The organism is Labrys sp. KB_33_2 (assembly GCF_052114505.1).
In the GTDB taxonomy this organism is placed as follows: domain Bacteria; phylum Pseudomonadota; class Alphaproteobacteria; order Rhizobiales; family Labraceae; genus Labrys.
In genome coordinates this window covers 101772-126270 of the sequence record NZ_JBFREW010000016.1, presented here as the reverse complement: position 1 = coordinate 126270, position 24499 = coordinate 101772, and the positions used below count along the sequence as shown (strand labels likewise).

The 24499-nt window shown below is 62.6% G+C and carries 34 protein-coding genes; 18 read left to right on the top strand and 16 right to left on the bottom strand.

Features of this window, described 5'->3' with window-relative positions; genetic code table 11:
• Positions 1–57 precede the first annotated feature (57 nt).
• Positions 58–381 (bottom strand): DUF1476 domain-containing protein, encoded by a 324-nt coding sequence (locus AB4037_RS26240; RefSeq protein WP_311938783.1) that lies wholly within the window; start codon positions 379–381, stop codon positions 58–60.
• 361 nt (positions 382–742) lie between these two features.
• Between AB4037_RS26240 and purC the strand changes: the two genes are divergently transcribed.
• From purC to AB4037_RS26215, 5 genes are all read left to right on the top strand, one after another.
• On the top strand, positions 743–1507 hold the full coding sequence (gene purC / locus AB4037_RS26235; protein ID WP_434956862.1) for a phosphoribosylaminoimidazolesuccinocarboxamide synthase: 765 nt from the start codon (positions 743–745) through the stop codon (positions 1505–1507).
• Between the two features lie 17 nt (positions 1508–1524).
• Positions 1525–2067 carry a hypothetical protein gene (locus AB4037_RS26230; protein ID WP_441773472.1) on the top strand — a complete coding sequence of 181 codons (543 nt, stop codon included), beginning with the start codon at positions 1525–1527 and terminating at the stop codon, positions 2065–2067.
• 85 nt (positions 2068–2152) lie between these two features.
• Entirely contained in the window at positions 2153–2719 is a 567-nt protein-coding gene (locus AB4037_RS26225) for an RNA 2'-phosphotransferase (RefSeq protein ID WP_441773471.1), read from the top strand.
• Between the two features lie 64 nt (positions 2720–2783).
• Positions 2784–3023: a phosphoribosylformylglycinamidine synthase subunit PurS gene (purS, locus tag AB4037_RS26220; protein WP_149254815.1), complete on the top strand. Its 240-nt coding sequence runs from the start codon at positions 2784–2786 to the stop codon at positions 3021–3023.
• Positions 3023–3580: a hypothetical protein gene (locus tag AB4037_RS26215; RefSeq protein ID WP_441773470.1), complete on the top strand. Its 558-nt coding sequence runs from the start codon at positions 3023–3025 to the stop codon at positions 3578–3580. Before purS ends, AB4037_RS26215 begins: the two co-directional genes overlap by 1 nt.
• 34 nt (positions 3581–3614) lie before the next feature.
• On the opposite strand, the gene AB4037_RS26210 is transcribed toward AB4037_RS26215, so the two are convergent.
• On the bottom strand, positions 3615–3962 hold the full coding sequence (locus AB4037_RS26210; RefSeq protein ID WP_441773469.1) for a DMT family transporter: 348 nt from the start codon (positions 3960–3962) through the stop codon (positions 3615–3617).
• A gap of 197 nt (positions 3963–4159) precedes the next feature.
• Here AB4037_RS26210 and gcvA point away from each other — a divergent pair, with 197 nt between their 5' ends.
• From gcvA to AB4037_RS26195, 3 genes are all read left to right on the top strand, one after another.
• Positions 4160–5110 carry a transcriptional regulator GcvA gene (gcvA, locus tag AB4037_RS26205; protein ID WP_441773468.1) on the top strand — a complete coding sequence of 317 codons (951 nt, stop codon included), beginning with the start codon at positions 4160–4162 and terminating at the stop codon, positions 5108–5110.
• A gap of 136 nt (positions 5111–5246) precedes the next feature.
• Positions 5247–5942 carry a phosphoribosylformylglycinamidine synthase subunit PurQ gene (gene purQ / locus AB4037_RS26200; protein WP_434956868.1) on the top strand — a complete coding sequence of 232 codons (696 nt, stop codon included), beginning with the start codon at positions 5247–5249 and terminating at the stop codon, positions 5940–5942.
• Between the two features lie 30 nt (positions 5943–5972).
• Positions 5973–6956 carry an asparaginase gene (locus AB4037_RS26195; RefSeq protein WP_441773467.1) on the top strand — a complete coding sequence of 328 codons (984 nt, stop codon included), beginning with the start codon at positions 5973–5975 and terminating at the stop codon, positions 6954–6956.
• 168 nt (positions 6957–7124) lie between these two features.
• Here the strand turns inward: AB4037_RS26195 and AB4037_RS26190 are convergent, their stop codons facing one another.
• Both AB4037_RS26190 and AB4037_RS26185 read right to left on the bottom strand, forming a co-directional pair.
• A complete protein-coding gene (locus tag AB4037_RS26190; protein ID WP_441773466.1) occupies positions 7125–7415 on the bottom strand; it encodes a hypothetical protein in 291 nt (96 codons plus the stop codon).
• Between the two features lie 244 nt (positions 7416–7659).
• Entirely contained in the window at positions 7660–7902 is a 243-nt protein-coding gene (locus tag AB4037_RS26185) for a hypothetical protein (protein ID WP_434956871.1), read from the bottom strand.
• 470 nt (positions 7903–8372) lie between these two features.
• On the opposite strand from AB4037_RS26185, the gene AB4037_RS26180 reads away from it, so the two are divergent.
• Positions 8373–8837: a hypothetical protein gene (locus tag AB4037_RS26180; protein ID WP_434956872.1), complete on the top strand. Its 465-nt coding sequence runs from the start codon at positions 8373–8375 to the stop codon at positions 8835–8837.
• 106 nt (positions 8838–8943) lie between these two features.
• Here AB4037_RS26180 and AB4037_RS26175 read toward each other — a convergent pair whose 3' ends face one another.
• Positions 8944–9180 carry an Lrp/AsnC ligand binding domain-containing protein gene (locus tag AB4037_RS26175; RefSeq protein WP_068294951.1) on the bottom strand — a complete coding sequence of 79 codons (237 nt, stop codon included), beginning with the start codon at positions 9178–9180 and terminating at the stop codon, positions 8944–8946.
• A 237-nt stretch (positions 9181–9417) separates the two neighbouring features.
• On the opposite strand from AB4037_RS26175, the gene purL reads away from it, so the two are divergent.
• From purL to AB4037_RS26155, 4 genes are all read left to right on the top strand, one after another.
• Positions 9418–11640 carry a phosphoribosylformylglycinamidine synthase subunit PurL gene (gene purL / locus AB4037_RS26170; RefSeq protein WP_441773465.1) on the top strand — a complete coding sequence of 741 codons (2223 nt, stop codon included), beginning with the start codon at positions 9418–9420 and terminating at the stop codon, positions 11638–11640.
• Positions 11641–11668: 28 nt separating this feature from the next.
• Positions 11669–11899, top strand: a complete 231-nt coding sequence (locus AB4037_RS26165; RefSeq protein WP_105862715.1) for a BolA/IbaG family iron-sulfur metabolism protein — start codon at positions 11669–11671, stop codon at positions 11897–11899.
• A gap of 104 nt (positions 11900–12003) precedes the next feature.
• Positions 12004–12345: a Grx4 family monothiol glutaredoxin gene (grxD, locus tag AB4037_RS26160; protein ID WP_434956874.1), complete on the top strand. Its 342-nt coding sequence runs from the start codon at positions 12004–12006 to the stop codon at positions 12343–12345.
• A gap of 91 nt (positions 12346–12436) precedes the next feature.
• The gene (locus AB4037_RS26155) at positions 12437–12742 is read left to right on the top strand and encodes a putative quinol monooxygenase (RefSeq protein ID WP_434956875.1); all 306 of its coding nucleotides are present in this window, start codon (positions 12437–12439) and stop codon (positions 12740–12742) included.
• A 39-nt stretch (positions 12743–12781) separates the two neighbouring features.
• Here AB4037_RS26155 and AB4037_RS26150 read toward each other — a convergent pair whose 3' ends face one another.
• Entirely contained in the window at positions 12782–13690 is a 909-nt protein-coding gene (locus tag AB4037_RS26150) for a DMT family transporter (protein ID WP_441773464.1), read from the bottom strand.
• An 87-nt stretch (positions 13691–13777) separates the two neighbouring features.
• Here AB4037_RS26150 and AB4037_RS26145 point away from each other — a divergent pair, with 87 nt between their 5' ends.
• A complete protein-coding gene (locus tag AB4037_RS26145; protein WP_441773463.1) occupies positions 13778–14704 on the top strand; it encodes a LysR family transcriptional regulator in 927 nt (308 codons plus the stop codon).
• A gap of 14 nt (positions 14705–14718) precedes the next feature.
• Here AB4037_RS26145 and AB4037_RS26140 read toward each other — a convergent pair whose 3' ends face one another.
• Both AB4037_RS26140 and rpsD read right to left on the bottom strand, forming a co-directional pair.
• On the bottom strand, positions 14719–15357 hold the full coding sequence (locus AB4037_RS26140) for a glutathione S-transferase family protein (RefSeq protein WP_434956878.1): 639 nt from the start codon (positions 15355–15357) through the stop codon (positions 14719–14721).
• A 296-nt stretch (positions 15358–15653) separates the two neighbouring features.
• Positions 15654–16271 (bottom strand): 30S ribosomal protein S4, encoded by a 618-nt coding sequence (rpsD, locus tag AB4037_RS26135; protein ID WP_149254801.1) that lies wholly within the window; start codon positions 16269–16271, stop codon positions 15654–15656.
• A gap of 264 nt (positions 16272–16535) precedes the next feature.
• Here rpsD and AB4037_RS26130 point away from each other — a divergent pair, with 264 nt between their 5' ends.
• From AB4037_RS26130 to AB4037_RS26120, 3 genes are read left to right on the top strand one after another with little or no spacing between them, the layout of a single operon-like run.
• Positions 16536–16898 (top strand): hypothetical protein, encoded by a 363-nt coding sequence (locus AB4037_RS26130; protein WP_434956879.1) that lies wholly within the window; start codon positions 16536–16538, stop codon positions 16896–16898.
• Between the two features lie 15 nt (positions 16899–16913).
• Positions 16914–17930, top strand: coding sequence for a serine hydrolase domain-containing protein (locus AB4037_RS26125; protein ID WP_441773462.1), 1017 nt, complete (start codon positions 16914–16916; stop codon positions 17928–17930).
• 36 nt (positions 17931–17966) lie between these two features.
• Positions 17967–18632 (top strand): DUF930 domain-containing protein, encoded by a 666-nt coding sequence (locus tag AB4037_RS26120; RefSeq protein WP_441773461.1) that lies wholly within the window; start codon positions 17967–17969, stop codon positions 18630–18632.
• 28 nt (positions 18633–18660) lie between these two features.
• Here AB4037_RS26120 and AB4037_RS26115 read toward each other — a convergent pair whose 3' ends face one another.
• The 8 genes from AB4037_RS26115 to AB4037_RS26080 form a co-directional block, all read right to left on the bottom strand.
• Positions 18661–18981: a hypothetical protein gene (locus AB4037_RS26115; RefSeq protein ID WP_441773460.1), complete on the bottom strand. Its 321-nt coding sequence runs from the start codon at positions 18979–18981 to the stop codon at positions 18661–18663.
• A 66-nt stretch (positions 18982–19047) separates the two neighbouring features.
• A complete protein-coding gene (locus AB4037_RS26110; RefSeq protein WP_441773459.1) occupies positions 19048–19752 on the bottom strand; it encodes a hypothetical protein in 705 nt (234 codons plus the stop codon).
• A 43-nt stretch (positions 19753–19795) separates the two neighbouring features.
• The gene (locus tag AB4037_RS26105; protein ID WP_441773458.1) at positions 19796–20359 is read right to left on the bottom strand and encodes a DUF4337 family protein; all 564 of its coding nucleotides are present in this window, start codon (positions 20357–20359) and stop codon (positions 19796–19798) included.
• A gap of 293 nt (positions 20360–20652) precedes the next feature.
• Positions 20653–20898 carry a GlsB/YeaQ/YmgE family stress response membrane protein gene (locus AB4037_RS26100; RefSeq protein WP_434956885.1) on the bottom strand — a complete coding sequence of 82 codons (246 nt, stop codon included), beginning with the start codon at positions 20896–20898 and terminating at the stop codon, positions 20653–20655.
• A 28-nt stretch (positions 20899–20926) separates the two neighbouring features.
• Positions 20927–21181, bottom strand: a complete 255-nt coding sequence (locus AB4037_RS26095) for a PsiF family protein (RefSeq protein ID WP_434956886.1) — start codon at positions 21179–21181, stop codon at positions 20927–20929.
• A gap of 184 nt (positions 21182–21365) precedes the next feature.
• Entirely contained in the window at positions 21366–22187 is an 822-nt protein-coding gene (gene murI / locus AB4037_RS26090) for a glutamate racemase (RefSeq protein ID WP_441773457.1), read from the bottom strand.
• A gap of 231 nt (positions 22188–22418) precedes the next feature.
• Positions 22419–22916 (bottom strand): CYTH domain-containing protein, encoded by a 498-nt coding sequence (locus AB4037_RS26085; protein WP_434956888.1) that lies wholly within the window; start codon positions 22914–22916, stop codon positions 22419–22421.
• A gap of 73 nt (positions 22917–22989) precedes the next feature.
• Entirely contained in the window at positions 22990–23763 is a 774-nt protein-coding gene (locus tag AB4037_RS26080) for an RNA methyltransferase (protein WP_441773456.1), read from the bottom strand.
• A gap of 226 nt (positions 23764–23989) precedes the next feature.
• Between AB4037_RS26080 and AB4037_RS26075 the strand changes: the two genes are divergently transcribed.
• Positions 23990–24238: a hypothetical protein gene (locus AB4037_RS26075; protein WP_441773455.1), complete on the top strand. Its 249-nt coding sequence runs from the start codon at positions 23990–23992 to the stop codon at positions 24236–24238.
• The last annotated feature ends 261 nt before the right edge of the window (positions 24239–24499 follow it).

Here is a 24499-nt window from a genome sequence, read left to right as displayed (position 1 = left end):
CGCCGAGGCGGGGCATCGTGAAAGATGGGTTGAATGAACACGGCCAAACGCCGTCGCTCAAACGCCGTTTTGGATTTCCTGCACAGCACGGCCGAGCAACTCGGTCATGACCTGGCGGACCTGCGGCTCGCTCATGCTCAGATTGGCTTCGGCGAAATCGCTGAGCACCTTGCGCACCACGTCGTGGTCGCCGGCCTCCTCGAAGTCCGACAGGACGACTGATTTGGCGTAGGCGTTGGCTTCGTCACCCGAAAGGCCGAGTTTTTCGGCGGCCCACAGGCCAAGGAGCTTGTTCCGGCGAGCGGTCGCCTTGAAGCGCAGATCCTCATCATGGGCGAACTTGCTTTCGAAAGCCTCTTCCCGCTTGTCGAAGGTGGTCATCCGTTAAAATCCTGTTCAGCTACCGGTTTTCCTTGAAGGACCGGCCATGCCTGTTGCATATAGGCGCGCAATCCCCAAATCAAATTAATGCGCCGTAACGCCCTCTCCTCCCGGGATGCCGGGCGTCTTGAAACTACACTCACGCCGGGCACTAGAAAATGTGCTTTGGCTCGATTCGTGAAGCTTGGTTCTGATCGGGCGCCCTGCCTGCACGAAGATTGTGCGCGGGGGCATGATCGGGTAAGTTGGCCGTGTCTCCGGTTTGCGCTCGCAAATCGAATCGCCAATTGCGCCGGCCACGGATCGCATTTCCAGGAGCCCAGGCCCTTTGACGGATTTTCTCAAACCACGGTACATCCCGATGAACCGCCGCCGCCGCATTTACGAAGGCAAGGCGAAGGTCCTCTATGAGGGTCCCGAGCCCGGCACGCTGATCCAGCACTTCAAAGACGACGCCACCGCATTCAATGCCAAGAAGCACGAGGTCATCGACGGCAAGGGCGTGCTCAACAACCGCATTTCCGAATATCTGTTCCAGAACCTCAACGATATCGGTGTGCCCACCCATTTCATCCGCCGCCTCAACATGCGCGAGCAGTTGATCCGCGAGGTGGAGATCATTCCTCTGGAGATCGTGGTCCGCAACGTCGCCGCCGGTTCCATCGCCACGCGCCTTGGCATCGAGGAAGGCACCCAGCTTCCCCGCTCGATCGTCGAATTCTACTATAAGAACGATGCCCTCAACGACCCGATGGTATCGGAAGAGCACATCACCGCTTTCGGCTGGGCCAGCCCGCCTGAGCTCGACGACATCATGGCGCTGGCCATCCGCGTCAACGACTTCCTGTCCGGCCTGTTCCTCGGCGTCGGCATCCGCTTGGTCGATTTCAAGATCGAATGCGGACGCCTGTGGGAAAACGACATCATGCGCATCGTGCTGGCGGACGAGATCTCGCCGGACTCCTGCCGCCTGTGGGACACCAAGTCGAACGACAAGCTCGACAAGGATCGCTTCCGCCGCGACATGGGCGGGCTCGTCGAAGCCTATACCGAAGTCGCCCGCCGTCTCGGCATCATGAACGAGATGGATAATGTCGTCGTCAAGGGGCCCAAGCTGGTTCAGTGATCGCCTTGAGTGCAACAATGCGTAAGGGGCTCGCGCGTTACGGCGTTCGAGCCCTTTTCGCTGGCGTGGGTCTCCTGACCCTTGCTGGCTGTAGCCTGTTCGACCTGTGGGCCGGCGATCCGGCCGTGTCACTGCCGGATTCCCGTTCCTGGGTGGTGTTGCCGATGCGGGCCTTCGTCTCCCGTGAGAATATCCGCGTCGACGGGCTGCAACTCTGCACCAAAATGCGCTGTGGCTATGATGCGGCGATCGAGCGCTTTACCGTCACTGGCCCGGATGCCCTGGCGATCGAGCGTTCCTTGGCCGAGCCCCAGCGGCTTGCCGCACTGCTTGCCAAACCCGACGCCAAGGCCAAGATCCCGCCCCCCAAGGTGAGCGTCGACAGTTTCGGCTCCGGCGATTGGAAGGGCATTCAGCTCGCGATGACGGGCGGCAAGAAAGCCCACCACATCAACGCCTATGCCGTCGGGCAGCGCAAGGCAGGCGAGACCAGCTTCATCGTCGTCATTGCCGGCGAACCGCGCATCGCCAGGAAGCTCATCGACGAGGCGACGCAGTAGCGCCCGTAGCGCCACGCCGAAAAGTGAATGCTGCTTTTCGGCATGATACGACAACAGCGACCTGCTACGGAATCGGATACCGTCCATGGACGACAAGAAACTCAGCAAATTCATGAGCCTCGTGCTTCGCCACGCGCCTGAGACGGCCGACCTGGTGCTCGACGCGCAAGGCTGGGTCGAGATCGACGATCTCACCAAGGCCGCCGCCGAACAGTTGGGAGCCGGCCGGCAGGACATCGAACGGGTTGTCAGGGAAAGCGACAAGCAGCGCTTCGTCATCGCCGGCACGCGCATTCGCGCCAACCAAGGCCACAGCGTCGATATCGATCTCGGCCTTGCCGCCACCGTGCCGCCTGCCGATTTGTGGCACGGCACCGCAGCCTGCAACCAGGCCGGCATTTTCGCCGCTGGCCTCCAAAAACGCTCGCGCCAGCACGTGCATCTGTCCGATGACCACGATACCGCCCGCAAGGTCGCGATAAGGCGCGCCGGCCCCTGGATCATCCTGCAGGTGGATGCCCGGGCGATGCAGGCGGAGGGGCTGCGGTTCTATCACAGCGACAACGGTGTCTGGCTGACCGAGGCCGTACCATCCCGTTTCCTCAGCGTGTTCAAGACATTTTCCCGGCCCGATCGGCAAGGCAATGATTGAACCATCGCCCGGACTGCTTTAAGCGCAAGCCAAAGATTTCTCTTCGTTGGAAGGCAGGTGCTGCATGAAGGCCCGTGTGATCGTTACGCTCAAGAACGGCGTCCTCGACCCCCAGGGCAAGGCGATCGAAGGCGCTCTTGCTTCGCTTGGCATCAAGGATGTCGCTGGTGTGCGCCAGGGCAAGGTGTTCGACATCGAACTTGGCCAGGCTGATGCCGAGACGGCGCGTGAAACGCTGAAAGCCGCATGCGAAAAGCTCCTCGCCAACACGGTGATCGAGAATTACAGCATCGACATCGCCTGATGTCATACCGGCTGCGGTCTTGCCTGGCCCGGCTGGTTGCAGCCGCGCTGTGCCTGGCCGGAGCCGACAATGCGTGTCTCGCGGAAGAACTTGTCGAGACCGGCGGCTTCAGCCTGCGCTATGATGACACCGTCTGGGTCAGGGAGACATCCGCGCCGCCGACCTTGCTCGCCTTGCGCTGCGCCGCCCCGGCCTGCCCCCCGCACGCGGTTGCGACCTTCCTGTCCGACGAACGAACCCTGCCGCTCCCGGGCTTTGCCGCCTTCGGTCCCGGAGCCGCGACAGGGGCCATGATCGAGCTGCGGATCCAGAGTCTCACCCCCGGCTCGCGCATTCGCGCCCGCCAGCCAGTCGAACCGATCATGTTAGGTGGCGCGACGGGCTATCGCGGCCTCTATGACATCGAAGACCGGGCTTTGGCGAAGACTGCCGCCGCCGTCGCCTTGCTGCGGCTTGATAACACCACCCTGGAAATAAGAATGAAGGCCGACCGGCTGACGCCGGCCGACCTGATCCTGTTCGATCGCCTCTTGGAGAAAATCGAGCTCAAAGACTGAGAGCGCCGGCGTTACCGGCCCGGCCTATCGAGCTCTACACGGTCGACGCCTTGAGGCCGGCGACACCCGCGACGATGGCGAAGGCGCTGACGATCTTCATGGCCGTCAGCGGCTCACGCAGGAAGATGTAGCCGAAGATCACCGTTCCGAGCGTACCGACGGCCGTCCAGATCGGATAGGCGACACTGACCGGCAGGCTCTTGAGCGCCAGGGTCAGCAGGCCGACGCCGCCGATCACGGCGATGACGGTTATGGCCGTCGGAAGCGGACGGGTGAACCCCTCCGCATATTTCATGCTCAGGGCGAAAATCACTTCGAAGACCGCTGCTGCGGCCAGATAGAGCCAAGCCATGATGGTTATCCTTTGCAAAATTGAATTCATCTCATGTGAAACATGAGCCTTCCCCGCCGTATTAAGTGATTGACTTTCAAAACAACAAATTCGAAGTTCTCACTCGATGGATGATTTCAATTCATGCATAACAATCCTGGGCCCGACCACGACGTGATGCCGATGCGCGTGGGAAAGATAGCGCGGCCACGGGATGAAGCCTGGCCCGTCGTGTCAGCTCGGAGCCGATGATGCGCCGCTTGCCGCCCCTCGCCTCCCTGCGCACCTTCGAGGCTGCTGCACGGCAGGAAAGCTTCAAGAAGGCAGCGGCTGAACTCGGCGTCACCGCGACCGCCGTCAGCCATCAGATTCGCCAGCTCGAAGCCTATCTCGACGTCTCCCTGTTCGAACGGCAGACCCGCAGGGTTCGCCTGACCGTTGAAGGCCGCAGCCTCTATCCGGCTTTGCGCGCCGCCCTGGACGCCATGGCCGACGCTGTCGAAACCGTCAGGAAACGCCCACGCCGGCGTATTGCGACCCTCTCGGCGACCGTCGCCTTCACGGCAAAACTGCTCGTGCCGCGCGTCGCCACGCTGCGCAGCCTGCATCCTGGCTGGGATCTGCGCCTGCACGCCTCCGACGACACCGTAGACCTCAACGCCGGCGATGCGGACGCCGCCATCCGCTATGGGCTCGGCCACTATGCCGGCATGACCGCCCTCCCCTTGCTGACGGACAGATTCGCACCGGTCTGCAGTCCCCGCCTGCCCGTGTATGAACCGATCGATCTCCCCAGCGCAGCGCTCCTGCATTTCGACTGGGGCCCGATCGCCTCGACGGTGGACGTTCCCAATTGGCGTAGTTGGGCCCGGCGCGCCGGCATCGAGCACCTCGATCCAGACAGCGGCATCAGCTTCAACGACGAAAGCAGCGCCATCCAGGCTGCCATCGCCGGCCAGGGCGTTGCTCTGCTGAGCCTGTCGCTGGTCGCCGACGAACTTGCCTCGGGCGTGCTGGTGCAGCCCTTCGGCCCGATCATGGAGGGGCTGAAGTTCAGCTTCGTCTATCCGGAAGGCGCGGAGAACCGGCCGGCGGTAGCCGTGCTGAAGGACTGGGTCCTGGCCGAGTTTGCCGAGGGTACTCCTCGCTCATCCGGGCAAGACGGCAAGACTGCCGCCACACCCGGGCATTCAGGGTAGTTTCGCCCAGTTTCCGGGCTCGGCTTCCACTCTTTGCTTGACCCCGCTGCCCCTCTGGAACCATATGCGCACGCATGGCAGAGGCTGGACGCCACAGTCTCCAGGCATCATTGCCGCAACGAACAAGCAGGATCCGATGAAAGCAGCTGTCGTCATTTTTCCCGGTTCCAACCGTGAAGGGGACGTCGCCAAGGCCCTCAGGCAGGCCGGCGCACATGTCGACATGATCTGGCATGCCGACACCGAGCTGCCGGCAGGAACCGATCTGGTCGTGCTCCCCGGCGGCTTCTCCTATGGCGATTATCTGCGTTGCGGCGCCATCGCCGCCCGTGCCGCCATCATGGATGCCATCCGCCACCACGCCGAACGTGGCGGCCTCGTGCTCGGCATCTGCAACGGCTTCCAGATCATCACCGATGGCGGCCTGCTGCCCGGCGTGCTGATGCGCAATGCCGATCTCAAATTCATCTGCAAGCGTGTTCATCTCAGGGTAGAGCGCACCGATACGGCCTATACCAACATCTATCGCCAGGGGCAGGCCATCGATGTCTGCGTCGCCCATGGCGAGGGCAACTACTTCTGCAGCTCCGAGACCTTGACGCAGCTCGAAGGCGACGGCCTGGTGGCTTTCCGTTATTGCGATGCCGCCGGCAAGGTCAGCGCCGCGACCAATCCCAACGGCTCGCTCAACAATATCGCCGGGATCTATTCGGCCAATCGGCGCGTTCTCGGCATGATGCCGCATCCCGAAAACCTGATCGATCCGCTGGCCGGCGGCACGGATGGCCGCGGCCTGTTCACCAGTGTCGTCAACGCCATGGCTTCGGCCTGATCGTCGACGACGATGCAGGATTGAGAGCCAATGACGCGCAAGGTTCACCTGATCACCACGGGCGGCACGATCGCCTCCCGGCGTGACGAAAGCACCGGCGACGTTGTCGCCGGCCTCGACGGACAGGCGCTGCGCGCCATGCTGCATGATCCGCTGCCCGGGATCGAGATCGAGGTTGAGGAGTTCTGCAACCTCAACAGCTTCGCCATCGACCTGCCCATGGCCTTCGCCTTGGCCACTCGCATCAACGAGCTTCTGGCGCTGGAAGATTGCGAGGGTGTGGTCGTCACCCACGGCACCGACACCATGGAGGAGAGCGCCTATCTCGCCGACCTCCTGCTCGCCTCGGACAAGCCTGTGGTCTTTACCGGCGCCCAGCGCGCAGCCGATGAGCCCGATGCCGACGGCCCGCGCAACATTGCCGATTCCATCCGCCTCGCTGCGGCGCCCGCCGCGCGCGGGCTTGGCGCGATGATCTGTTTCGAGCAGGAATTCCACGCCGCCCGAGACGTGAGCAAGACGCATACCTCGCGCACCGACACCTTCATGTCCTGGGAACACGGCAAGCTCGGCGAGATCGACGCAGGTGCGATCTGCCTGCATCGTCGCCCGGCCCTGCGGCGCGCCTACGCACCCAGCACCATCGAGCCCAATGTCACGCTGATCCGCCTCGCCATGGGCATGGATGGCGGTTATCTCAATTATGCCGCCGATCACGGCAGCAAGGCTATCGTGCTGGAAGGGTTCGGACGCGGCAACACTCCGCCAGCCGTGACCAAGGCCGTCGCTGATGTCATCAAGCGTGGCGTTCCGGTGATCATCTGCTCGCGCTGTCCGCGTGGTCGGGTGCTGCCCGTCTATGGCAATGGCGGGGCTACCGATCTCCAGCGCGCCGGAGCCATCTTCGCCGGAGACCTCAGCGGCCATAAGGCACGTCTTCTCGCCGCTGTCCTGCTTGGCCAGGGTCTCGACATGGAAGCGCTGCGGGCGGAAATCGAGTATCTGGGCGGTTGACCGCCCCGCGTCGGGTTACCCCGCTTGTCACCAGTGCCATCTGCACCAAGGGCCATGCCTGCCATCGGCCCGGTTCGAAGCGTCTATTCAATCGTTTTCAGTCCGCAAGAAATCAGACCCGAGCTGTCATGGCGGCCCGTATTGCGCCGCCATGACAGCCAGGATGGCTCAAGCGGCTTCGCTGAGCGTCACCGTCGTTTCGGTGTTGATCGGGGGATGAGGCACCAGGCTGGCTTTGCTCTCATCGGCCCACCGCGCCAATCTTACGATGCGGACCTTGTCGAGGTCGGTATCCGCAGCCTCCACCGGCTCCACGGTACTGAGCCCGGCATTGGAAACGAAGAAAGTGTGGTCCCCGAAGATTGAGATGAGTTCCTGAACGATCGGATTGGATTCGGGAATGACCCGGCTATCCATCTGGGTCAGAGCGCGTTCGATTCGCACCGATGTCAGCTTCATGGCGTCGTCCTTTCGGGTTGAGTGGCTTGTCTGTCGACGGAGTGACGTCACGGCTGTCCTGCTCACCATCGGCATTAATCGCCTCCCGCCCCTCAGGCGGTTCGAGACGTGGAAGACACTCCGGCTGCCTCATTGTCAGCCCGGCATCCATGTCCCGGCGTCAGGAACTTCGCCGACGCCCATCCTTGTCGCGAAATCTGGCCATAGTCTGCCTCAAGCATGACCATTGCGTGAAAGAGCCGCCTCAGGCGGCCGCTTCCAGGGCCTCAAGCAATTCCTCTTCGCTGATCTGTCCCTCGGTGCGCGGCGCGACGACCACTTGCTTGCCCAGCAGATGCTTTACCTTGTGCGCCACCGGCAAACAGCGCCGATCATCGCGGTGGTAGACGTGGTAGCCGTCACCCGGGTTCACGCCGACATCCAGCGCGCAGCCCTTGCTGACGAAATGCCAGACACCGTTGCCGTCCACTATTCTGACCTTGTTCATCGAAATCTCCATATCTTCAAAAAACGGGCGGCCACCCGCAGGTAACAGATGGCCCCCGGCCGCAAGCGCCCGGAGCAAACTGCCGTTCTTTACAGGGTGATCACCGGAGCTGGCGGCGCCAAAACAGGCCCATCGTCCGGACGAGCCGGATTCCGCCCTTGGGATGGCACCCTCTATGCATGGTGAATGGGGCCATTGTCCGGCGCTGCCACGTCGACGGCTTGGCCATTCGTGCCAACTGCATGCCTCGGGCGCAGTCCAGCCATGCGAGATGCGCTCGCAAGCAAAATTCCATCTCGTCCGGCCGCGCTGTTAACGTTGTCGCAGAAATTCTGCATGAATCTGCTATCGCGTGTGCGATTTGGCACATCCTGCGCCGGTGATTCATATCAGGTCGTGCGCAGGCACACAGCGGGTTGCCAGCCCGCCACGGTGATGCGATTCTGATTTCGGTCCACTGGAGCAGGCATATGAACCCTCATTCTTCCCGTCAGCGTCTTGCTTGGGGCTTGTCCGGAGCCGTTGCGCTCTCGCTGCTGCTGGCCGCCTGCGGTCCGCGCTCCGGCGAAGCCGGCCGGCCGGACGTTTCCAACCAGCAGCCGGTCGTCACGGCGGACGGCACCCAGCAGTTTCCCGTGCCGCAGGCCGGCCGGGCAACCCTTGCCCACAAGCTGACCCAACTCGTCTCGGGCCGCATCGCGGATGCCCGCATCTCCAACGGCTGGCGCACGCCTGCCGCGGCGAAAGCCCATCCAGACGAGTATGCCGCCTGCGTCAGCGCCGATTCCGGCAGCGGCCAGCAGGTCTTCCTGATCGTCACCAATGGCGCGCGAACCGGCGACGTCATCTCCGGCTCCAAGGCGGCCGAGCGTTGCGCCGACGGCAATCGCGTCACGCAATGGGCTACCTTGCCGGAGGCCATGGGCCAGAGCTGATCGGAGCTCCTGCGTTCATTCGACTTGATAAAAAATGGCGGCCCGTGGCCGCCATTTGCATTTGTAGCGCTGTGCGCTTCTTGTCTGCCCTCTGCCGCCACGTCCCTCAGAAGGCGCGATAGGTCAGGACCGTGCGCGTATTCGCGATGCCGGGGATGGACTGCACCTTCTCGCCGACGAAATGACCGATATCGACATCGTCATTCACGTAGAATTTGGCGAGCACGTCGAAGTCGCCGGCAATCGAATAGATTTCCGAGGCGATTTCAGCTTCGGCCAAGGCGCTGGCGACCTCATAGGTGCGGCCGAGCTGGCATTTGATCTCCACGAAAAAGGTCCGCATTGCCGATACTCCGAGACTGGAAACGATAATCTGCCCACAGGAAGGCCAACAAATTTGCGGTGTCAATGCGGATCGCGACGCCTGCATGCGATCAATGGTTTACATTCGGCTCGGATACCCCTATCGCCTGCCGTGAACAGAAGCGCTGGAGCGCTGCGCTGGGGCTTGCCGGCCGGAGCCATAGGCCGTCCGCCTGATCCCTGCCGAAGCGCTGCATTGACAGGAGACTGATCCGGCATGTCCGTCCACTCGGAACCCGCCATCACAGCCGAACTCATCGCCCAGCACGGGTTGAAGCCGGATGAGTATCAGCGGATCCTGGATCTGATCGGACGCGAGCCGACCTTCACCGAGCTTGGTATCTTCTCGGCGATGTGGAACGAGCACTGCTCCTACAAGTCCTCGCGCCTCCATCTCAAGAAGCTGCCCGTCACCGGCAAATGCGTGATCCAGGGCCCGGGCGAGAATGCCGGCGTGATCGACATCGGCGATGGGCTCGCCGCCGTCTTCAAGATGGAGAGCCACAACCACCCCTCCTATATCGAGCCCTATCAGGGCGCGACGACGGGCGTCGGCGGTATCCTGCGCGACGTCTTCACCATGGGCGCGCGCCCGATCGCCTGCATGAACGCTCTGTCCTTCGGTGCGCCCGATCATCCCAAGACCCAGCACCTCGTTTCCGGCGTGGTCGCGGGGGTCGGCGGCTACGGCAATTCCTTCGGCGTGCCGACGGTCGGCGGCCAGGTTCGCTTCCACACCCGCTATGACGGCAACATCCTGGTCAACGCCTTCGCGCTCGGCCTCGCCGAGCAGGACAAGATCTTCTACGCCAAGGCCACCGGCGTCGGGAACCCGATCGTTTATCTGGGCTCCAAGACCGGCCGCGACGGCATCCACGGCGCCACCATGGCCTCGGCGGAGTTCGACGACAAATCCGAGGAAAAGCGTCCCACCGTGCAGGTCGGCGATCCCTTTGCCGAGAAGCTGCTGCTCGAAGCCTGCCTGGAACTGATGGCGACCGATGCCATCATCGCAATCCAGGACATGGGCGCGGCCGGCCTCACCTGCTCGGCCGTGGAAATGGGCGCCAAGGGCGATCTCGGCATCGAGCTCCACCTCGAAAAGGTGCCGGTGCGCGAAGCCGGCATGACCGCCTATGAAATGATGCTGTCCGAAAGCCAGGAACGCATGCTCATGGTGCTCAAGCCCGGCAAGGAAGCTCAGGCCGAGGCAATCTTCCGCAAATGGGGCCTCGATTTCGCTGTGGTCGGCAAGACGACGGACGATCTGCGCTTTCGCATCTTCCACAATGGCGATCTGAAGGCGGATTTGCCGATCAAGGAACTGGGCGACGAAGCGCCCCTCTACGACCGCCCCCATGTCCCCTCGCCCAAGCAACCGGTGCTCGAGGCCGGATCGCTCAAGACGAGCCTGTCGATCGGCGAAGCACTGCTCAGCCTGATCGGCTCTCCGGAACTGGCATCCAAGCGCTGGGTCTACGAGCAATATGACACGCTGATCCTCGGCAACTCGATCCAGACGCCAGGCGGCGATGCTGCCGTGGTGCGCGTGCTCGACGGCCCCAAGGGACTGGCGATGACTTCCGACGTGACACCGCGCTATTGCGAAGCCGATCCGGTCGAGGGCGGCAAGCAGGCCGTCGCCGAAGCCTGGCGCAACATCTCGGCCGTGGGCGGCCTGCCGCTCGCCGTGACCGACAATCTCAATTTCGGCAATCCCGAGCGCCCCGACATCATGGGCCAGTTCGTCGGCTGCCTCGACGGCATCGGACAAGCCTGCCGTGCCCTCGATTTCCCTATCGTTTCCGGCAATGTCTCGCTCTACAACGAGACCAACGGCCGCGGCATCCTGCCGACCCCGACGATCGGCGGTGTCGGCCTCGTCGATGACGTTGCCGTGACGGCCTCGATCGCCTTCAAGGCTGAGGGCGAGACCGTCATGCTGGTCGGCGTTTCAGGCACCTGGCTCGGACAATCAATCTGGCTCGCCGAGGTTCTCAAGCGTGAGGAAGGCGCCCCGCCGCCGGTCGACCTTGCCGTCGAAAAGCGTCATGGCGACTTCATCCGGGGCCAGATCCGCGCCGGCAACCTCAAGACCTGCCATGATATTTCGGATGGCGGCCTTGCCGTCGCCGTCGCCGAGATGGCGCTGGGACGTGGCATCGGTGCGGACCTGTCGCAGGCCCCGCAGGGCAGCGAGCCGCATGCCTTCTGGTATGGCGAAGACCAGGCCCGTTATGTCGTCGCGCTTGCGAGCGAAAAGGCCGAGGCCTTCGCCAAGGCGGCAGCCGATGCCGGGGTCCCCGTCACCACGCTGGGCACAACCGGCGGCAATGCCTTGATCCTGCCCGAAGGCCGGCCCATCCTGGTTTCGGCGCTGAGCGAGCGTCACGAATCGTTCCTGCCGACGCTGATGGGCTCTACGCGCCAAGCTGCCTGACAAGTCGCCTGAAGAGGATCTATTTCCAATGCCGATGCCGGCCGCCGACATTGAAGCGATGATCAAGGAAAGTTTCCCCGATGCGAAGATCGAAATTCGCGATCTCGCCGGGGATGGCGATCACTACGCCGCGACGGTGATTTCCGAAGCATTCCGGGGCAAGTCCCGCGTCCAGCAGCACCAGATGGTCTATGCGGCGCTCAAGGGCAAGATGGGCGGCGTGCTGCACGCGCTTGCGCTCTCCACGAGCGCCCCCTGATCGATAAATTATGTTAGGTTGAGCCCTGACATTGCGCGCGAGTGTGCTTACATACTCGGCATTATCCGCGTCAGATCCAGCATTACCAAGATCGAGATTGAGCCATGAGCGATATCGCCACCTTCATCGAAAACGAGATCAAGTCCAACGACGTCGTGCTCTTCATGAAGGGCAACAAGGCGTTCCCGATGTGCGGGTTCTCCGGACAGGTCGTGCAGATCCTCGATTATCTCGGGGTCGACTACAAGGACCATGACGTGTTGCAGAATCCAGACCTGCGCAGCGGCATCAAGGACTTCTCGAATTGGCCGACGGTACCGCAGATCTACGTCAAGGGCGAATTCCTGGGCGGCTGCGACATCGCTCGCGAAATGTTCCAGTCTGGCGAGTTGGTAACCTTCCTGCAGGAAAAGAATATCCCGGTAAAGGCTCCGGCCAAGGCCTGATCGCCACTGCAAACCAGTAAGCTTGCCGCAGATACCAAGCCAGGCTGACAGCCTGGCTTTTTCGTTGGCAGGACCTGAGCCGGAGAGACCCATGAGCAAATTGCTGATCGTCGGGACGGTGCGCCTGCCGGCCGCCAATCTGTCCGCAGCGCGCCCGGCCATGAAGCGCATGGTGGAGAGCAGCCGCGCCGAAGAGGGCTGCGAAGAATATTCCTACGCCGAGGACGTCTTCGATGCCGGTCTCATCCATGTGAAGGAGATCTGGCGCGACCACGCCGCCCTGGACCGCCATTTCGCCTCACGGCACATCGCCGAATGGCGGGCGAGTTGGCCCGGCCTCGGCATCGGCGAGCGAAATCTGCGCTGCTATGAGATCGGGGCGCCCCGAGCGACGTGAGGCTCGGGCATTGGCGGTGCTCCCTTGGAGCAATACGCTCTAGCGGCCCTTCATCACGTTGACGATCACCACGCCGAGGATCGCCAGTGCGCCGCCCAGCATGCCGACGGGCGTGGGTACCTCGCCGAGCCAGAGGAAGCCGATCAGCGTGGCCGTCGGCGGCACGCCATAGAGGAAGTTGGACGCCCGCGCCGCCGAAAGGCGCTTGAGGGCAATGGCCCAGGTGACGTAGCCGATCGCGGTGGGAAAGATCACGAGATAGGCGACGGCCCAGTTCACCTCGGCCGGGGCAACCGCCATGGCCTGGATCGTGGCCGGCACCGCCGGCAGCAACGGCAGGGCGCCGATGAACAGGATCCAGGCGGTGATTGCCAGAGCAGGAAACCGTCCGAGCAAGGGCTTTTGCAACACGCTGGCAATGGCAGCGCAGACGGCGGCGCCGAAGATCATCAGCGCGTTGGGATCGAGCCTGAAGCCCGTATCCGTCGCTACGGCGATCAGGGCGACACCGGCGAAGGAGGTGGCGGTGCCGACCCAACCCCAGCGCCCGAAGCGTTCGCCGAGCGCGAAGATCGCAATCAGAGCGGTAAGCACCGGCATGGTGTTGATGATGAAGCTGGCCGGGCCGGCCGGCACGGTCTGCTCGCCGGTGTTGAGCAGCACGGCATAGACGGCAATGAACAGCACGGCCGCAATGGAGAGGCGCAGGAAATCCCGCGGCAGCGGCATGGGCGGACGCAAAGCCACCAGATAGGCCAGACCGATGGCCCCGGCCGCGACGTAGCGGGCTGCGGCAAGTTCCATCGGCGTCAAGGCCGTCAGGCAGACGCGGATCAGCGCGAAGGACGAGGCCCAGGAGAGAATGGTCACCAGAATGGCACCGAAGGCGACCGCGTCGAATCCGCTCTTCTTGTTGGCTACCTCAGCCTCACAGGCCACGCTGCTCATTTTCGTCTCCCAACTCTCAATTGTATTCCTGACCTAGCCTCCTTCGACGTGCTTGAAAAGCACCTCAATCAATGATCTTGTGTGCCTATGGTTCACAGCTCACCCAACCTTCCCCCCCTCGACACGCTCGAAACCTTCGCGCGGGCAGCGCGCCTCGGCTCCTTCTCGGCTGCAGCCGAGGAGAGTGGCGTCACCCATGGCGCCGTCTCCCGCCAGGTGTCGCGCCTGGAGCGCTGGATGGGCTTACGCCTGTTCGAGCGCAAAGCCCGCGGCGTCAACCTGACGCCGGAGGGCATGCGATTCTTTGCTCGGACGGAAGAAGCCCTGGCCCTGCTCGGCAATAGCGGCGAGCGCTGGTCGCCGCGCCGCGCCAAGGCCGTTGTACGCCTATCGGTGACGCCCTCGGTCGCCTCGCTCTGGCTGTTTCCCCGGCTTGCGCGCCTGGAAGGCAGCGACATCCACCTCGAACTGGTCCTCGAACACCGGCTGGCGGATCTGGGCGAAGGCAGCGATCTGGCCGTTCGTTGCGGCAAGGGGCCCTGGGCCGGCGTGCGCGGCGTGCAGCTCTGGCAGGAGAAGACCTTTCCGATCGCCTCTCCTGCTCTTGCCAAACGCCTGCGGCACGGCAATGACGCGCACGCCTTGCTCGAACTGCCGATCCTGCACGATTCCAATATCGAAGGATGGCGACGCTGGCTGTCGCCCGAGGGCGTGGATTATGTGCCGCGCGGCCAGGACCGCCGCTTCGAAGACTACAACCTGGTCATCGATGCGTGTTGCCAGGGGCTCGGCATCGCCCTGGCGCGGCCTCCCCTCTCAGCGGCCGCCCTGGAGGACGGGCGCCTGGTGCAGGTTTCAGACCGAACGATCGATTACCACGTGGCCTTTCATCTCATCCGGTCGGACGAGGCGCTCCGTGGCCCCGCGGCGGAACTGGCCCGGCGCTTTTTGCGTGAAGCCGGCCATGACGAGGCCGATATCGCCGCCTTTACCGCTCCGGGCCGGAAGGGCTGAGCAAGCCCTCCCGATCAATTTTCCTGTTCGCCGAAATGTCGCCGCCAGATCGGCGCAATGGCAGGCCGCTGCGCCACGGTCTCGGCGATCCGGGTCAGCTTCGGGCATTCCCTGGCGCGCCATTCATTGCCGATCGCCCAATTGCTGATGGCGGCGATGGCGAGGTCGATGGCCGAAAACCCCGACAACAGGAAGCTGCCTTCGGCACTGGCGGCCTGCTCCACAAATTGCCAGCGCTCCCGAATGCGCTGGCGCACGCGCGAACGCATCGCGGTCTCGTGCGTTTCGGGCGGAGCGAAACGCAGGGGATAATCGTAGAGTTCGATGAGAGGATAGATCTCGGCCGCCACATGAATCAGCCAACGCAGTGCATGGCGCCGGTCCGGGGCATCCCGAGCCGGCATCAACCGCGCTTCGGGGTGTTCTTCGCTCAGAGCCAGCAGAATGGCGGCCGATTGCACGATCGTGGTTCCGTCGTTGAAGCGTAGCGCCGGAATCTTCCCCAAGGGATTGATCGCCAGATATTGAGCGGTGTGCTGCTCGTCCTTGGTCAGATCGATATCGATCAGGTGAACATCCTGCCCTGCCTCGGCCAAGGCGGCCTCGACCATGAAAGAGCCGGAATCCGGTTCGCCCCAAAGCGTGTAACCCATACAGACCTCTTAGCATCGACCGGCTGCAGAGCCGGTCACCTCCCGACATTATACGGCGATGGGGGAAGACCGCCCCAATCTCTTACTTGTTGGTTTTGTGCAAACCCCTGCCGCTGTTCTTGCTTGTTTCGCCGGCTCGTCGGATCCGACCATAAGCGACTGAGCGGGCGTGTCGCATGATCTTTTTGCAATACGGCCATCCCGATTTGCGGGCCTTCCAGAGTGCACAGCCTGATCAACCAATAAAAAGGGCCGCCAAAATGGCGGCCCTTATAGAAGATCTCAGTTCGTTTCGCTTAGCGCGAATAGAATTCGACGACCAGATTCGGTTCCATCTGGACCGGATAGGGCACATCCTGCAGCGTGGGAACGCGGACATACTTCGCGGTCAGCTTGCCGTGATCGGCCTCGATGTAATCGGGAACGTCACGCTCGCCGGAAGCAACGGCCTCGAGCACCAGCACGAGCTGCTTGGAGGCTTCCTTGACCTCGACGACATCACCCGGCTTGACCTTGTAGGAGGGGATGTTGACGCGGCGGCCATTGACCTTGACGTGGCCATGGCTGACGAACTGACGGGAAGCGAACACCGTCGGCACGAACTTGGCGCGATACACCACCGCATCCAGGCGCTGCTCGAGCAGGCCGATCAGGTTGGCGGAGCTGTCGCCCTTCAAACGGCGGGCTTCTTCATAGATCTTGCGGAACTGCTTTTCCGAGATCGAGCCATAATAGCCCTTCAGCTTCTGCTTGGCGCGGAGCTGGGTGCCGAAATCGGACATCTTGCCCTTACGGCGCTGACCGTGCTGGCCAGGACCATATTCGCGGCGGTTGACGGGGCTCTTCGGGCGACCCCAGATATTTTCGCCAAGGCGGCGATCGATCTTGTACTTAGCGTTATGGCGCTTCGACATTCGCGTCCTCTATGGTTTGCGAAGTTTATGAGGAACGCGCCCTCCTCTCCCGGAAACCGGGCGACAGACAACCGGAGACCGGCCATCACGGGAGCGTAAAACATCACGCGGGACCAAAAGGCCCCGCGTGTGGCGTTCGCTTAGTCGAAAGATTGCTGCATGTCAATTCCAAGACAGGATCCAATAGCCTGTACCCTGGGCAACTCGACAGTAGCATGGCGGATGTCTAGGTTGGGCGCGCTCGGCCCATGTGAGTCTTCATTGATGAAAATCCTTTCCCTCTCCGTCGCCTTTCTGGCGGCCTCCGTAAGCTTTGCCAGTGCAGCGCCGCTTGAAACCTACACGGCCCGCCTCTCCAGCGCGGATCACTTCAACACGAACGGCGAAAGGCTCACCTCCGTCGCCGCGATCATCCGGCAGGATCGTGCCAACTTCTATCTGGGCTACCATCGCGATCGGGAAGACGAATCCGACCGTTTCTTCTCCAGCAAGGAGAACCGCGCCCGCCTGGAGAACATGCTCAATCGCGGCCGCATCAGTGCCTCCGCGGCGGATGCCGTCGTGAACGGGTCACCGCTGATCAATGTCGAGATCTACGAAGATTTCATCGTCGTGACGGTCGACTAGATCGAGCGTGGGCGGATGAGGCGTATCCCCATCCTTGCGCTCCTCATCGCCTGCATCGTGGGTCCGTCTGCCTTGGTACAGGCCGAGCCCGGCCGGCACTGGCAGACCATTCCCAACGAAAGCGGCTGGACCGCTGACACGGCCAAGGCCGTCACGGCCTATGCCGGCACCTACCGCCCGACAGCGCTTGCCGTAATCCGGGACGACCGTATCGTGGCCAGCGCCGGCCATCCCAGCCGGCGCGTCAACGTTGCCTCGGTCCGCAAGAGCCTGCTGAGTGCGCTCTACGGCATTGCCATCGGCGAGAACAGGATCGCTCTCGGCGACAGCCTGGAGAAGCTCGGCATCGATGATATCCCGCCCGCTTTGACCGCCGACGAAAAGCAGGCCGATGTCCGCGACCTCTTAATGGCCCGCTCCGGCGTCTATCATCCCGCCGCCTATGAAACCGCCGATATCCGCAACGAGCGTCCAGCGCGCGGAAGCCATCCCCACGGCACGTTCTGGTTCTACAACAATTGGGATTTCAACGTCCTCGGCACGATCTATCGCCAGGCGAGCGGAGAGGACATCTTCACAAGCTTCGAAAAGCGCATCGCCCATCCGATCGGCATGGAGGATTTCTCGGCAAGGGACGGGCGATACGTCTTGTCTCCCCTCTCGCGCCATCCGGCCTATCCCTTCCGCATGAGCGCGAGGGATCTTGCCCGCTTCGGGCTGCTCTTCCTCAATCAGGGGCGCTGGAACGGCCGCCAGATCGTCCCCGCCGCCTGGGTTCGCCAGTCCACCGCCGCCTATTCCCCCGTCCCCAAACGCAAAAGCGCCTATGGCTATCTATGGTGGTCTCTGCCGGCTGAGACTTGGGGTGAAGGCGCAGCCATGGCTGCAGGCTATGGCGGGCAATTCCTCGCCTATATTCCGACAAAACGCCTCGTCATGGTGCAGACCGTCGATCCGGCACAGAACCCGGCCGGCATCCATATGAGGGATTTCATGGCGCTGATGCAGCAGATCGCCACGGCCGCTCCCTGAGCGATGGCCGTCATCAGCCTTCCGCAAAATCGCGACATGTCCTTCGGCCTGCCGGCGGCGCTGCTTCTGCACGCCATTGCCTTGGCCGTGCTGTTCCTTGCTCCCCGCCCCGCACCGCTGATACCGCCCCCCGAAAACAGCATCGAGGTAGAGTTCGTCGAGGAAATCCCGAAACCGGCCCCGCCGGCGCCAGCGGCCCTCCCGCTGCCAGCCAAACCGCAGGCGCCGGCTCCCTCCCTTGATGTCACTCCGCCGGGAGGGGCGACAGCTCCCAGGCCAAGCGAGGCGCCGGTGCCGCCTCCGGCGATGATCCAGGCCAGGAGAATTCTTTCCGATCTTGCTTTGGCGGATCCACGCAGCCGGCAAGCCAGGAAGATGCTGCCTCTCCTGGGCCGCAACGAGCGCATGGAGCAATTGTGCAACATCGAGGCCATGGCCCAGTTGCGGGCCTGGAATCACGATCTCGAGCCCGATCTCACGATCGCCTATGCGCTGGCTGAAACAAGGATTGCAGATGCAAGCGTAACGGCCGATGGGGCGGCATTCCGGAGCCGGAAGCAGTGGTTCGTCCTGAAATATCGCTGCACCCTCACCGCCGGCCTCACCAGGGTTTCAGCTTTCGAATTCCAGGCCGGCACAACCATACCCAGGAAAGACTGGAGCCGTTTCAACCTGCCCGTGGGCGACAAGCCGCAGGATTGAGGCCGATACGAAACGGCCTGCGATAAACCTATGTCTCGCCACGCCGCAATTCATCGGCCAATTCATAGGTCTGCGCCGATATCGGCGCCAGTCCGGGTCCATCCAGCATCGCGTTGATGACCGCATGGGCATGATCGAGCGCACTGCCGGCGACATAGTCTCCATCGAGCCAGTCGGGCAATTCATTGAGCACATTGGTGAGGCAGGCCAGAAGCAGGGCCTCGCTGTCCGTCAGATTACTTCTGATGCGCTTGAATTCGGCGGCCACGATCGTCGGATGTTCATCGTGAGGCAGAGGCTGGAAGGTCATGGCGTTCTTTCCGAGATCGTCGACGTCCAGCCCACCCATGGGCATCCTGCCGCGACGGGTCTTAGCTGGAGATTAGACAGGAAGTGGCTCCGGAGCGGCGCGGCCTCAGGCCAGTATGTTGACCGCCCGGGCGGCGACCAAGGCAACCGTCAAAAGAGAGATCATTGCCTCGGCGAGCATCAAAAGCTTGGCCCTCGGGGTCAGCGGCATCGTATCCGTCGGCGAAAATGCCGTGGCATTGGTGAAAGCCACAAACAGATAGTCGACGAAGCCGGGCAGCCAGTCACGCAGATGCGGATCGCTCAGGGTCATCTGCGGAAATAGGAAGTCGGAGCGGGCTCGCTCGACCAGGCCGCAGGTCGGCGGGCCGCCGCGGTCCGTGCTCCAGAACCACAGGGCGAACACGATGATGTTGGTGACCCAGATGTTGAGCGCATCGATCAGCAGCGTGGTGCCGCTTCCGGCATGGCCTGCGATCAGCGTTTGAACCAGCAGGAACAACGCCCCGCAATTCATGATGCTGATGACCGCCGTCAAAATGAGAGCCGTCCGGCGGATCATGACGCGGAAACGATTGACCGCCTGCCAATGGTGATCGGCCACTGCGTTGCGGATACCGGCCTGCGTCCACGCCGTCGCGATAGACAGGGGGATCAGCAATATCAGTTCGACAGTCGGGGCCAGCCAGCGAGGCCCGAAGGAAAGCTGATTGATCACCAGCAATTGCAGGCACACGATGATCAGCACGGCGCCGCGCGCCAGCCAGAAATCGAGAGCCCTATGCCGGAAGACAATATGGCGTTCACGCATGGGAACCTCGGAAGGGGGAACGAGCCCGGATGGGGAAAGAACATCAGACATAGGCAAACACGGTGGCCACCATGCCCAACGCGCCAAGGGCCAGGGAGCAGAGCCAGGGCCAGCGCCGGCCGCGGGTGATGATCGACAGGGTCGCCACCGCGATGGAGACATGCAGCAGCGTGACCGCCAGGGTCAGGATATGGTGGCGATGGGCACGCCTGTCGCTGTCGCGCAGTCTTGCGTCGACATGTCCTTCGATTTCGACGGCCTGCGCCTGAATCGCCTTGGCATCGTCGTCATTGTGCTTGGCCTTGGCGAGAAAGTCGTCCTTGGTCGGCCCACCGCCCGCGGCCGCGATTTCATAGGCATTCTTCTTGATGCTCTTGGCTTGGTAGAAGGCCCATTGATCGCTCGCCTTGTTCTGCAGATAGGCCGCCTCGCTCTTGTCGTTGATGGCTTCGGCGGTCTCCAGCGACTCGAAACTGCCGATCGTGGCGGCCAGGACGGCGAGAACGGCAATCGTAACCGACACCGTGATCAGGAAGGGATTGCCGTCATGGGCCGCGCGCTCAGCATGCTCGGCGTGCTCGAGATGTTCCTGCGTTTCGTCTTCCATCGGCATATCCATCGCCATTCAACGGTCGCTCGAGCGTTTACTGGCAAGGAGCGTGCCATGCCCTTGATTGGCGACGGTGGCCGCGGCCTCAGGCCTCCGCGGGCAGACAATTCGAGTAGGAGGCCTGCACGCCGTGGAGGAAACTACAAAACGCGTAAGGCAGGCGTCTCCGCTGCGCCGGGCATATCGCCAGGGACAAGCGCCCTCACCGCAAGGAAAAGGGCATGCGACCCTTCGAGGATCGCATGCCCTTTCTACGGCGCCGTTCCCGGCACGATGTCCTTGGATCGGCGTCAGGCCCGCTTCAGCAGGCGCAGCACAAGAAGCAAGATGACCGCTCCGACGACCGCGAAGACGATCTCATTGACGATCGCGCTGCCAATATGGATGGGAATGTAGGGCTGCACGAAGCCGCCGATGAACGAGCCGACCACGCCGACGATGAGATCGCCGATGAGGCCGAAGCCGCCACCACTGACGAGCAGGCCGGCGAGCCAGCCGGCCACGATACCCACGATCAGGAAAGTGAGCAGATGCATGGCAAACCTCCAACGATGAGGTTAAGCCTCAACCGGCCTTGCCGCCGCTCTTGATGCAGGTTTGGCGGAACTTCTTGCGATCCTTGCCGTGAAGTCCCTTGGCATCGGCCTGGGCGGAGCAGGCCTGTGACGCCGCCGACTGCGGCGCCTTCGTCTTCGCCTTTGCAGGAGCTGTCGTGGCGGCGGGCGGCGTGGCAGGCGCCGGTGTTGCGGTCTGCGCGAAAGCGCCGGTCGTAACAAATCCAGCGACGACGACGGAGGCCAACAGCGTGCTGATCTTCATGATGAGCGTTTCCAGGTTGAGCCCCCAGCCCAACCGCAGGTTGCCACCGTTCCCGCACCAACACAATGACGCTGCGGTACATCCCAAAGTATAGGGTATGGCGGCAACAGACCGCATCAGTCCAGGAAACGCCTTACAGTATCGGCTCCGCCGAAAACCAGCGTCCCCTCTTCGGCTCTATGCTCTAATGCCAACCAGGCGGCAGGGTTTCCACCGCAACCGCAGGAAGGCCACGGGCCGCAAGAACGCTCCGAAGTTCATCGGTCAGGCCGGCGCCACCGGTGAACAGGGCCAGACCGTCCTCCACCACCGTGCGCGGAGGAATTGGGCCCGCGAGATCGGCGGCGCGGCGGGCGATGGCCGGGGCGGGATCGAGCCAGGTGACCGGCCAGGGGGCGACCCGCTTCATCGCGTCCAGCACCAGCGGATAATGCGTGCAGGCCAGCACCACCACATCGGTGCGCTTGCCGTCACGATCGACGAAACAGGGGGCGATTTCACGAGCAATCGCCGCATCCTCGACGGGCTGGCCGCGCAATACGGCCTCCGCCAGGCTGGCCAGCCCCACCGCGCCGACGAGTTCCACCTCGATGGCGGCGGCGAAGGAACGGATCAGCTCGCGCGTATAGTCACGCTTGACGGTACCAGGCGTCGCGAGAATCGCCACCCGCCCCGTCTTCGTCAGCGCGGCGGCCGGCTTGATCGCGGGCACGGTGCCGACGAAGGGCACGGAGAAGCGCCGGCGGAGAATGGGCAGGACGATTGTCGAGATCGTGTTGCAGGCAATGACGACCAAAGACGGCTGATAACGCGGGATCAGCCGCTCCATTACCTCGACGACGCGTTCGACCACGACGTCCTCGGCCAGGCGTCCATAAGGGAAAACGGCATCATCGGCGGCATAGACGAAGCGCGCGCCGGAAAGCGTCACTCGCAATTCGGAAAATACGGTGAGGCCACCGAGGCCGGAATCAAAGACAAGGACAGTTGGAGCGCGGTCAGACATGACCGCAGCTCCATAAACCGTGCCAGCCAGAAGGTCGACCCTCTCCAGAAGACTAACCTTCCTGGGACGCTCTTCGGAATGATCGATACCATCCGGAATCAATCGCTGCATGTCGTGTTGCCCGTACGCACTACCCAACCGGGCGCACGCCTATTCAAACCCAGATGAGTGAATGAAGCGTTTCAATCGTGATCTTTTTTTGATCCCAAAGCGGCACGTCCGGGAATTTCCTCAAAAGACATCGGCAGGCAGCGCCTCTTCACTCCAGCTCGTGAAGGGAAAACGCGCCAGATTCGAATTGCCGTAACGCCGATCCCCCGTCACTTCCTCGCCGACCCAGCCCGGCAATGAAACCGGCTGATCCTCATGCTCGAGCTCCACTTCGGCCAGCACCAAGCCGTCATTGGCTCCGGTGAACACGTCGACGGCCCAGCCCAATCCACCATGGTGGACATCGTGACGCGTCTTGGAAACGAGAGGCTCGATCGAGAAGCGCCTGATGATCTCGACGGCATCGGCCTGGGGGATCTCATACTCGAACTCGTGGCGGGTCCTCGTGCCCGGTTCGCTCTTGAGCGTGATGAAGCCCTTGTCGCCATAGATGCGGATGCGCGCCCGCAGCAGCGGCGTGCGGCAGAAATAACCCTGCCGGATGATGGCGGAACCCCGAACCTGCTGGCGCCAGTCGTCGTTGCGGACGAGAAATTTGCGTTCGATCTCGACAGCCATGAAACACCCATTCCGATGGAAATGGGCGCAGCCTAGCGCCCCCTTATGACAGGGGTTTCGCGTTCGGATTCGCTCAGTCGCGCTTGATACGCGTGCCCTGCCGGCCGCCGATGAGCGAGGTGACCGCTCCGCGCAAGGTCTGGACATCCTGTTCGGTCATCGCCAGCCGATGCCAGATGTTGCGGAAATTGCGCACCATGATTTCGCGCTTTTCAGGCGGATAGAAGAAGGAAACAGCGTCGAGTTCCTTCTCCAGATAGTCGAAGAAGGCGAGCATATGCTCGCGCGTTGCCGGCGGAGAGGTTCGGCTAGGCGCGATCGGCGCCTTGCCGCCAGAGACCAGCTTCCACCACTCATAGCCAACCAGCAGCACTGCCTGGGCGAGATTGATCGAGGTGAAGGCGGGACTGACGGGAAAGGAAATGATGGCATCGGCGAGCACCACGTCGTCGTTGGAAAGCCCCATGCGCTCCGGGCCGAACAGGATGCCACTGCGCGCGCCCTCCCCTGCCAAGGCCTGCATCTTCGTAGCCCCTTCGTCGGCAGCGAACACGTCCTTCATCTGGCCGCGCTCGCGCGCGGTGGTGGCGAAGACGTAATTGAGATCAGCGATCGCCTCTTCGGTGGTCTCGAACAGCCTGGCGTTGTCCAGCACGGCAGAAGCGCCGGATGACGCCTGGCGTGCGCCCTTTTTCGGCCAGCCGTCGCGCGGGGAAACCAGGCGCATCTCACTAAGGCCGAAATTCATCATGGCTCGCGCACACATGCCGATGTTCTCTGCAAGCTGGGGGCGAACCAGGATCACGGCGGGAGGCGTCACGGTATTGCTCGCATTCGACTGGGACATCACGACAGGGGCCTGGAAACAGGAAAAGTCCGGGCTGCATAGACCATTCGGCGGATAATGACAGCTTCTTTGCGCCGTCAGAACCAGGACGGTCCTTGTTCCCACGGATACAGGGCGGCAGCCGGCGTCCGGGTCAATGTGCCCGAACGCACCGCCGGGCCGGATCTGCGTCGCTAGGATGCCTTCATCAACAAGGGCACGAACCCGGCTTTAAAGGACCACGATTATGCGCAAGACCTTTCTCACCCTCGCCTTCGCCGCCACGGCCTTCACCGCCGCCACCGCCGCGTCCTTCGCCGATGACTGCGACAATGGCTATGCGAGCTCCTCCAATTACCCCACTTATTCCAATTCCTACCGCGTGACGCAGACCTATAGCCGCACCACCTATTACGACTGTCGGACGGTGAGCTATCGCGTCTGGGATGATTATGCGCAGAGCTACATCTATCGCACCCGCGAAGTGTGCAACTGACCTCGATAAGCCTGCCCCATCAGCCATAGACGTGTTGCCGACACTCCCGTGAGCCCCGCTCCGGGAGTGTTTTGCCGTGCCGGTTCCTCAGTACTCCCGCATCCATGACATGGCGGAAGCCTGCAGGCACAAATCAGTTGCCGAAGCCCGAAGCAGGTGGCAGTTTCGACCGACAGGTTCCTTTTAATCGTGACATCGGCATGATCGGGAGGAACCTGCAAAGTCTCAAACATTTGCGGCCGGTGCGATCCATCCGCGGGT

Coding starts and splice junctions, on each gene's coding strand:
- AB4037_RS26240 (WP_311938783.1), bottom strand. CDS start 381: ATGACCACCTTCGACAAGCGGGAAGAGGCTTTCGAAAGCAAGTTCGCC.
- purC (WP_434956862.1), top strand. CDS start 743: ATGAACCGCCGCCGCCGCATTTACGAAGGCAAGGCGAAGGTCCTCTAT.
- AB4037_RS26230 (WP_441773472.1), top strand. CDS start 1,525: ATGCGTAAGGGGCTCGCGCGTTACGGCGTTCGAGCCCTTTTCGCTGGC.
- AB4037_RS26225 (WP_441773471.1), top strand. CDS start 2,153: ATGGACGACAAGAAACTCAGCAAATTCATGAGCCTCGTGCTTCGCCAC.
- purS (WP_149254815.1), top strand. CDS start 2,784: ATGAAGGCCCGTGTGATCGTTACGCTCAAGAACGGCGTCCTCGACCCC.
- AB4037_RS26215 (WP_441773470.1), top strand. CDS start 3,023: ATGTCATACCGGCTGCGGTCTTGCCTGGCCCGGCTGGTTGCAGCCGCG.
- AB4037_RS26210 (WP_441773469.1), bottom strand. CDS start 3,962: ATGAATTCAATTTTGCAAAGGATAACCATCATGGCTTGGCTCTATCTG.
- gcvA (WP_441773468.1), top strand. CDS start 4,160: ATGATGCGCCGCTTGCCGCCCCTCGCCTCCCTGCGCACCTTCGAGGCT.
- purQ (WP_434956868.1), top strand. CDS start 5,247: ATGAAAGCAGCTGTCGTCATTTTTCCCGGTTCCAACCGTGAAGGGGAC.
- AB4037_RS26195 (WP_441773467.1), top strand. CDS start 5,973: ATGACGCGCAAGGTTCACCTGATCACCACGGGCGGCACGATCGCCTCC.
- AB4037_RS26190 (WP_441773466.1), bottom strand. CDS start 7,415: ATGAAGCTGACATCGGTGCGAATCGAACGCGCTCTGACCCAGATGGAT.
- AB4037_RS26185 (WP_434956871.1), bottom strand. CDS start 7,902: ATGAACAAGGTCAGAATAGTGGACGGCAACGGTGTCTGGCATTTCGTC.
- AB4037_RS26180 (WP_434956872.1), top strand. CDS start 8,373: ATGAACCCTCATTCTTCCCGTCAGCGTCTTGCTTGGGGCTTGTCCGGA.
- AB4037_RS26175 (WP_068294951.1), bottom strand. CDS start 9,180: ATGCGGACCTTTTTCGTGGAGATCAAATGCCAGCTCGGCCGCACCTAT.
- purL (WP_441773465.1), top strand. CDS start 9,418: ATGTCCGTCCACTCGGAACCCGCCATCACAGCCGAACTCATCGCCCAG.
- AB4037_RS26165 (WP_105862715.1), top strand. CDS start 11,669: ATGCCGATGCCGGCCGCCGACATTGAAGCGATGATCAAGGAAAGTTTC.
- grxD (WP_434956874.1), top strand. CDS start 12,004: ATGAGCGATATCGCCACCTTCATCGAAAACGAGATCAAGTCCAACGAC.
- AB4037_RS26155 (WP_434956875.1), top strand. CDS start 12,437: ATGAGCAAATTGCTGATCGTCGGGACGGTGCGCCTGCCGGCCGCCAAT.
- AB4037_RS26150 (WP_441773464.1), bottom strand. CDS start 13,690: ATGAGCAGCGTGGCCTGTGAGGCTGAGGTAGCCAACAAGAAGAGCGGA.
- AB4037_RS26145 (WP_441773463.1), top strand. CDS start 13,778: ATGGTTCACAGCTCACCCAACCTTCCCCCCCTCGACACGCTCGAAACC.
- AB4037_RS26140 (WP_434956878.1), bottom strand. CDS start 15,357: ATGGGTTACACGCTTTGGGGCGAACCGGATTCCGGCTCTTTCATGGTC.
- rpsD (WP_149254801.1), bottom strand. CDS start 16,271: ATGTCGAAGCGCCATAACGCTAAGTACAAGATCGATCGCCGCCTTGGC.
- AB4037_RS26130 (WP_434956879.1), top strand. CDS start 16,536: ATGAAAATCCTTTCCCTCTCCGTCGCCTTTCTGGCGGCCTCCGTAAGC.
- AB4037_RS26125 (WP_441773462.1), top strand. CDS start 16,914: ATGAGGCGTATCCCCATCCTTGCGCTCCTCATCGCCTGCATCGTGGGT.
- AB4037_RS26120 (WP_441773461.1), top strand. CDS start 17,967: ATGTCCTTCGGCCTGCCGGCGGCGCTGCTTCTGCACGCCATTGCCTTG.
- AB4037_RS26115 (WP_441773460.1), bottom strand. CDS start 18,981: ATGGGTGGGCTGGACGTCGACGATCTCGGAAAGAACGCCATGACCTTC.
- AB4037_RS26110 (WP_441773459.1), bottom strand. CDS start 19,752: ATGCGTGAACGCCATATTGTCTTCCGGCATAGGGCTCTCGATTTCTGG.
- AB4037_RS26105 (WP_441773458.1), bottom strand. CDS start 20,359: ATGGAAGACGAAACGCAGGAACATCTCGAGCACGCCGAGCATGCTGAG.
- AB4037_RS26100 (WP_434956885.1), bottom strand. CDS start 20,898: ATGCATCTGCTCACTTTCCTGATCGTGGGTATCGTGGCCGGCTGGCTC.
- AB4037_RS26095 (WP_434956886.1), bottom strand. CDS start 21,181: ATGAAGATCAGCACGCTGTTGGCCTCCGTCGTCGTCGCTGGATTTGTT.
- murI (WP_441773457.1), bottom strand. CDS start 22,187: ATGTCTGACCGCGCTCCAACTGTCCTTGTCTTTGATTCCGGCCTCGGT.
- AB4037_RS26085 (WP_434956888.1), bottom strand. CDS start 22,916: ATGGCTGTCGAGATCGAACGCAAATTTCTCGTCCGCAACGACGACTGG.
- AB4037_RS26080 (WP_441773456.1), bottom strand. CDS start 23,763: ATGTCCCAGTCGAATGCGAGCAATACCGTGACGCCTCCCGCCGTGATC.
- AB4037_RS26075 (WP_441773455.1), top strand. CDS start 23,990: ATGCGCAAGACCTTTCTCACCCTCGCCTTCGCCGCCACGGCCTTCACC.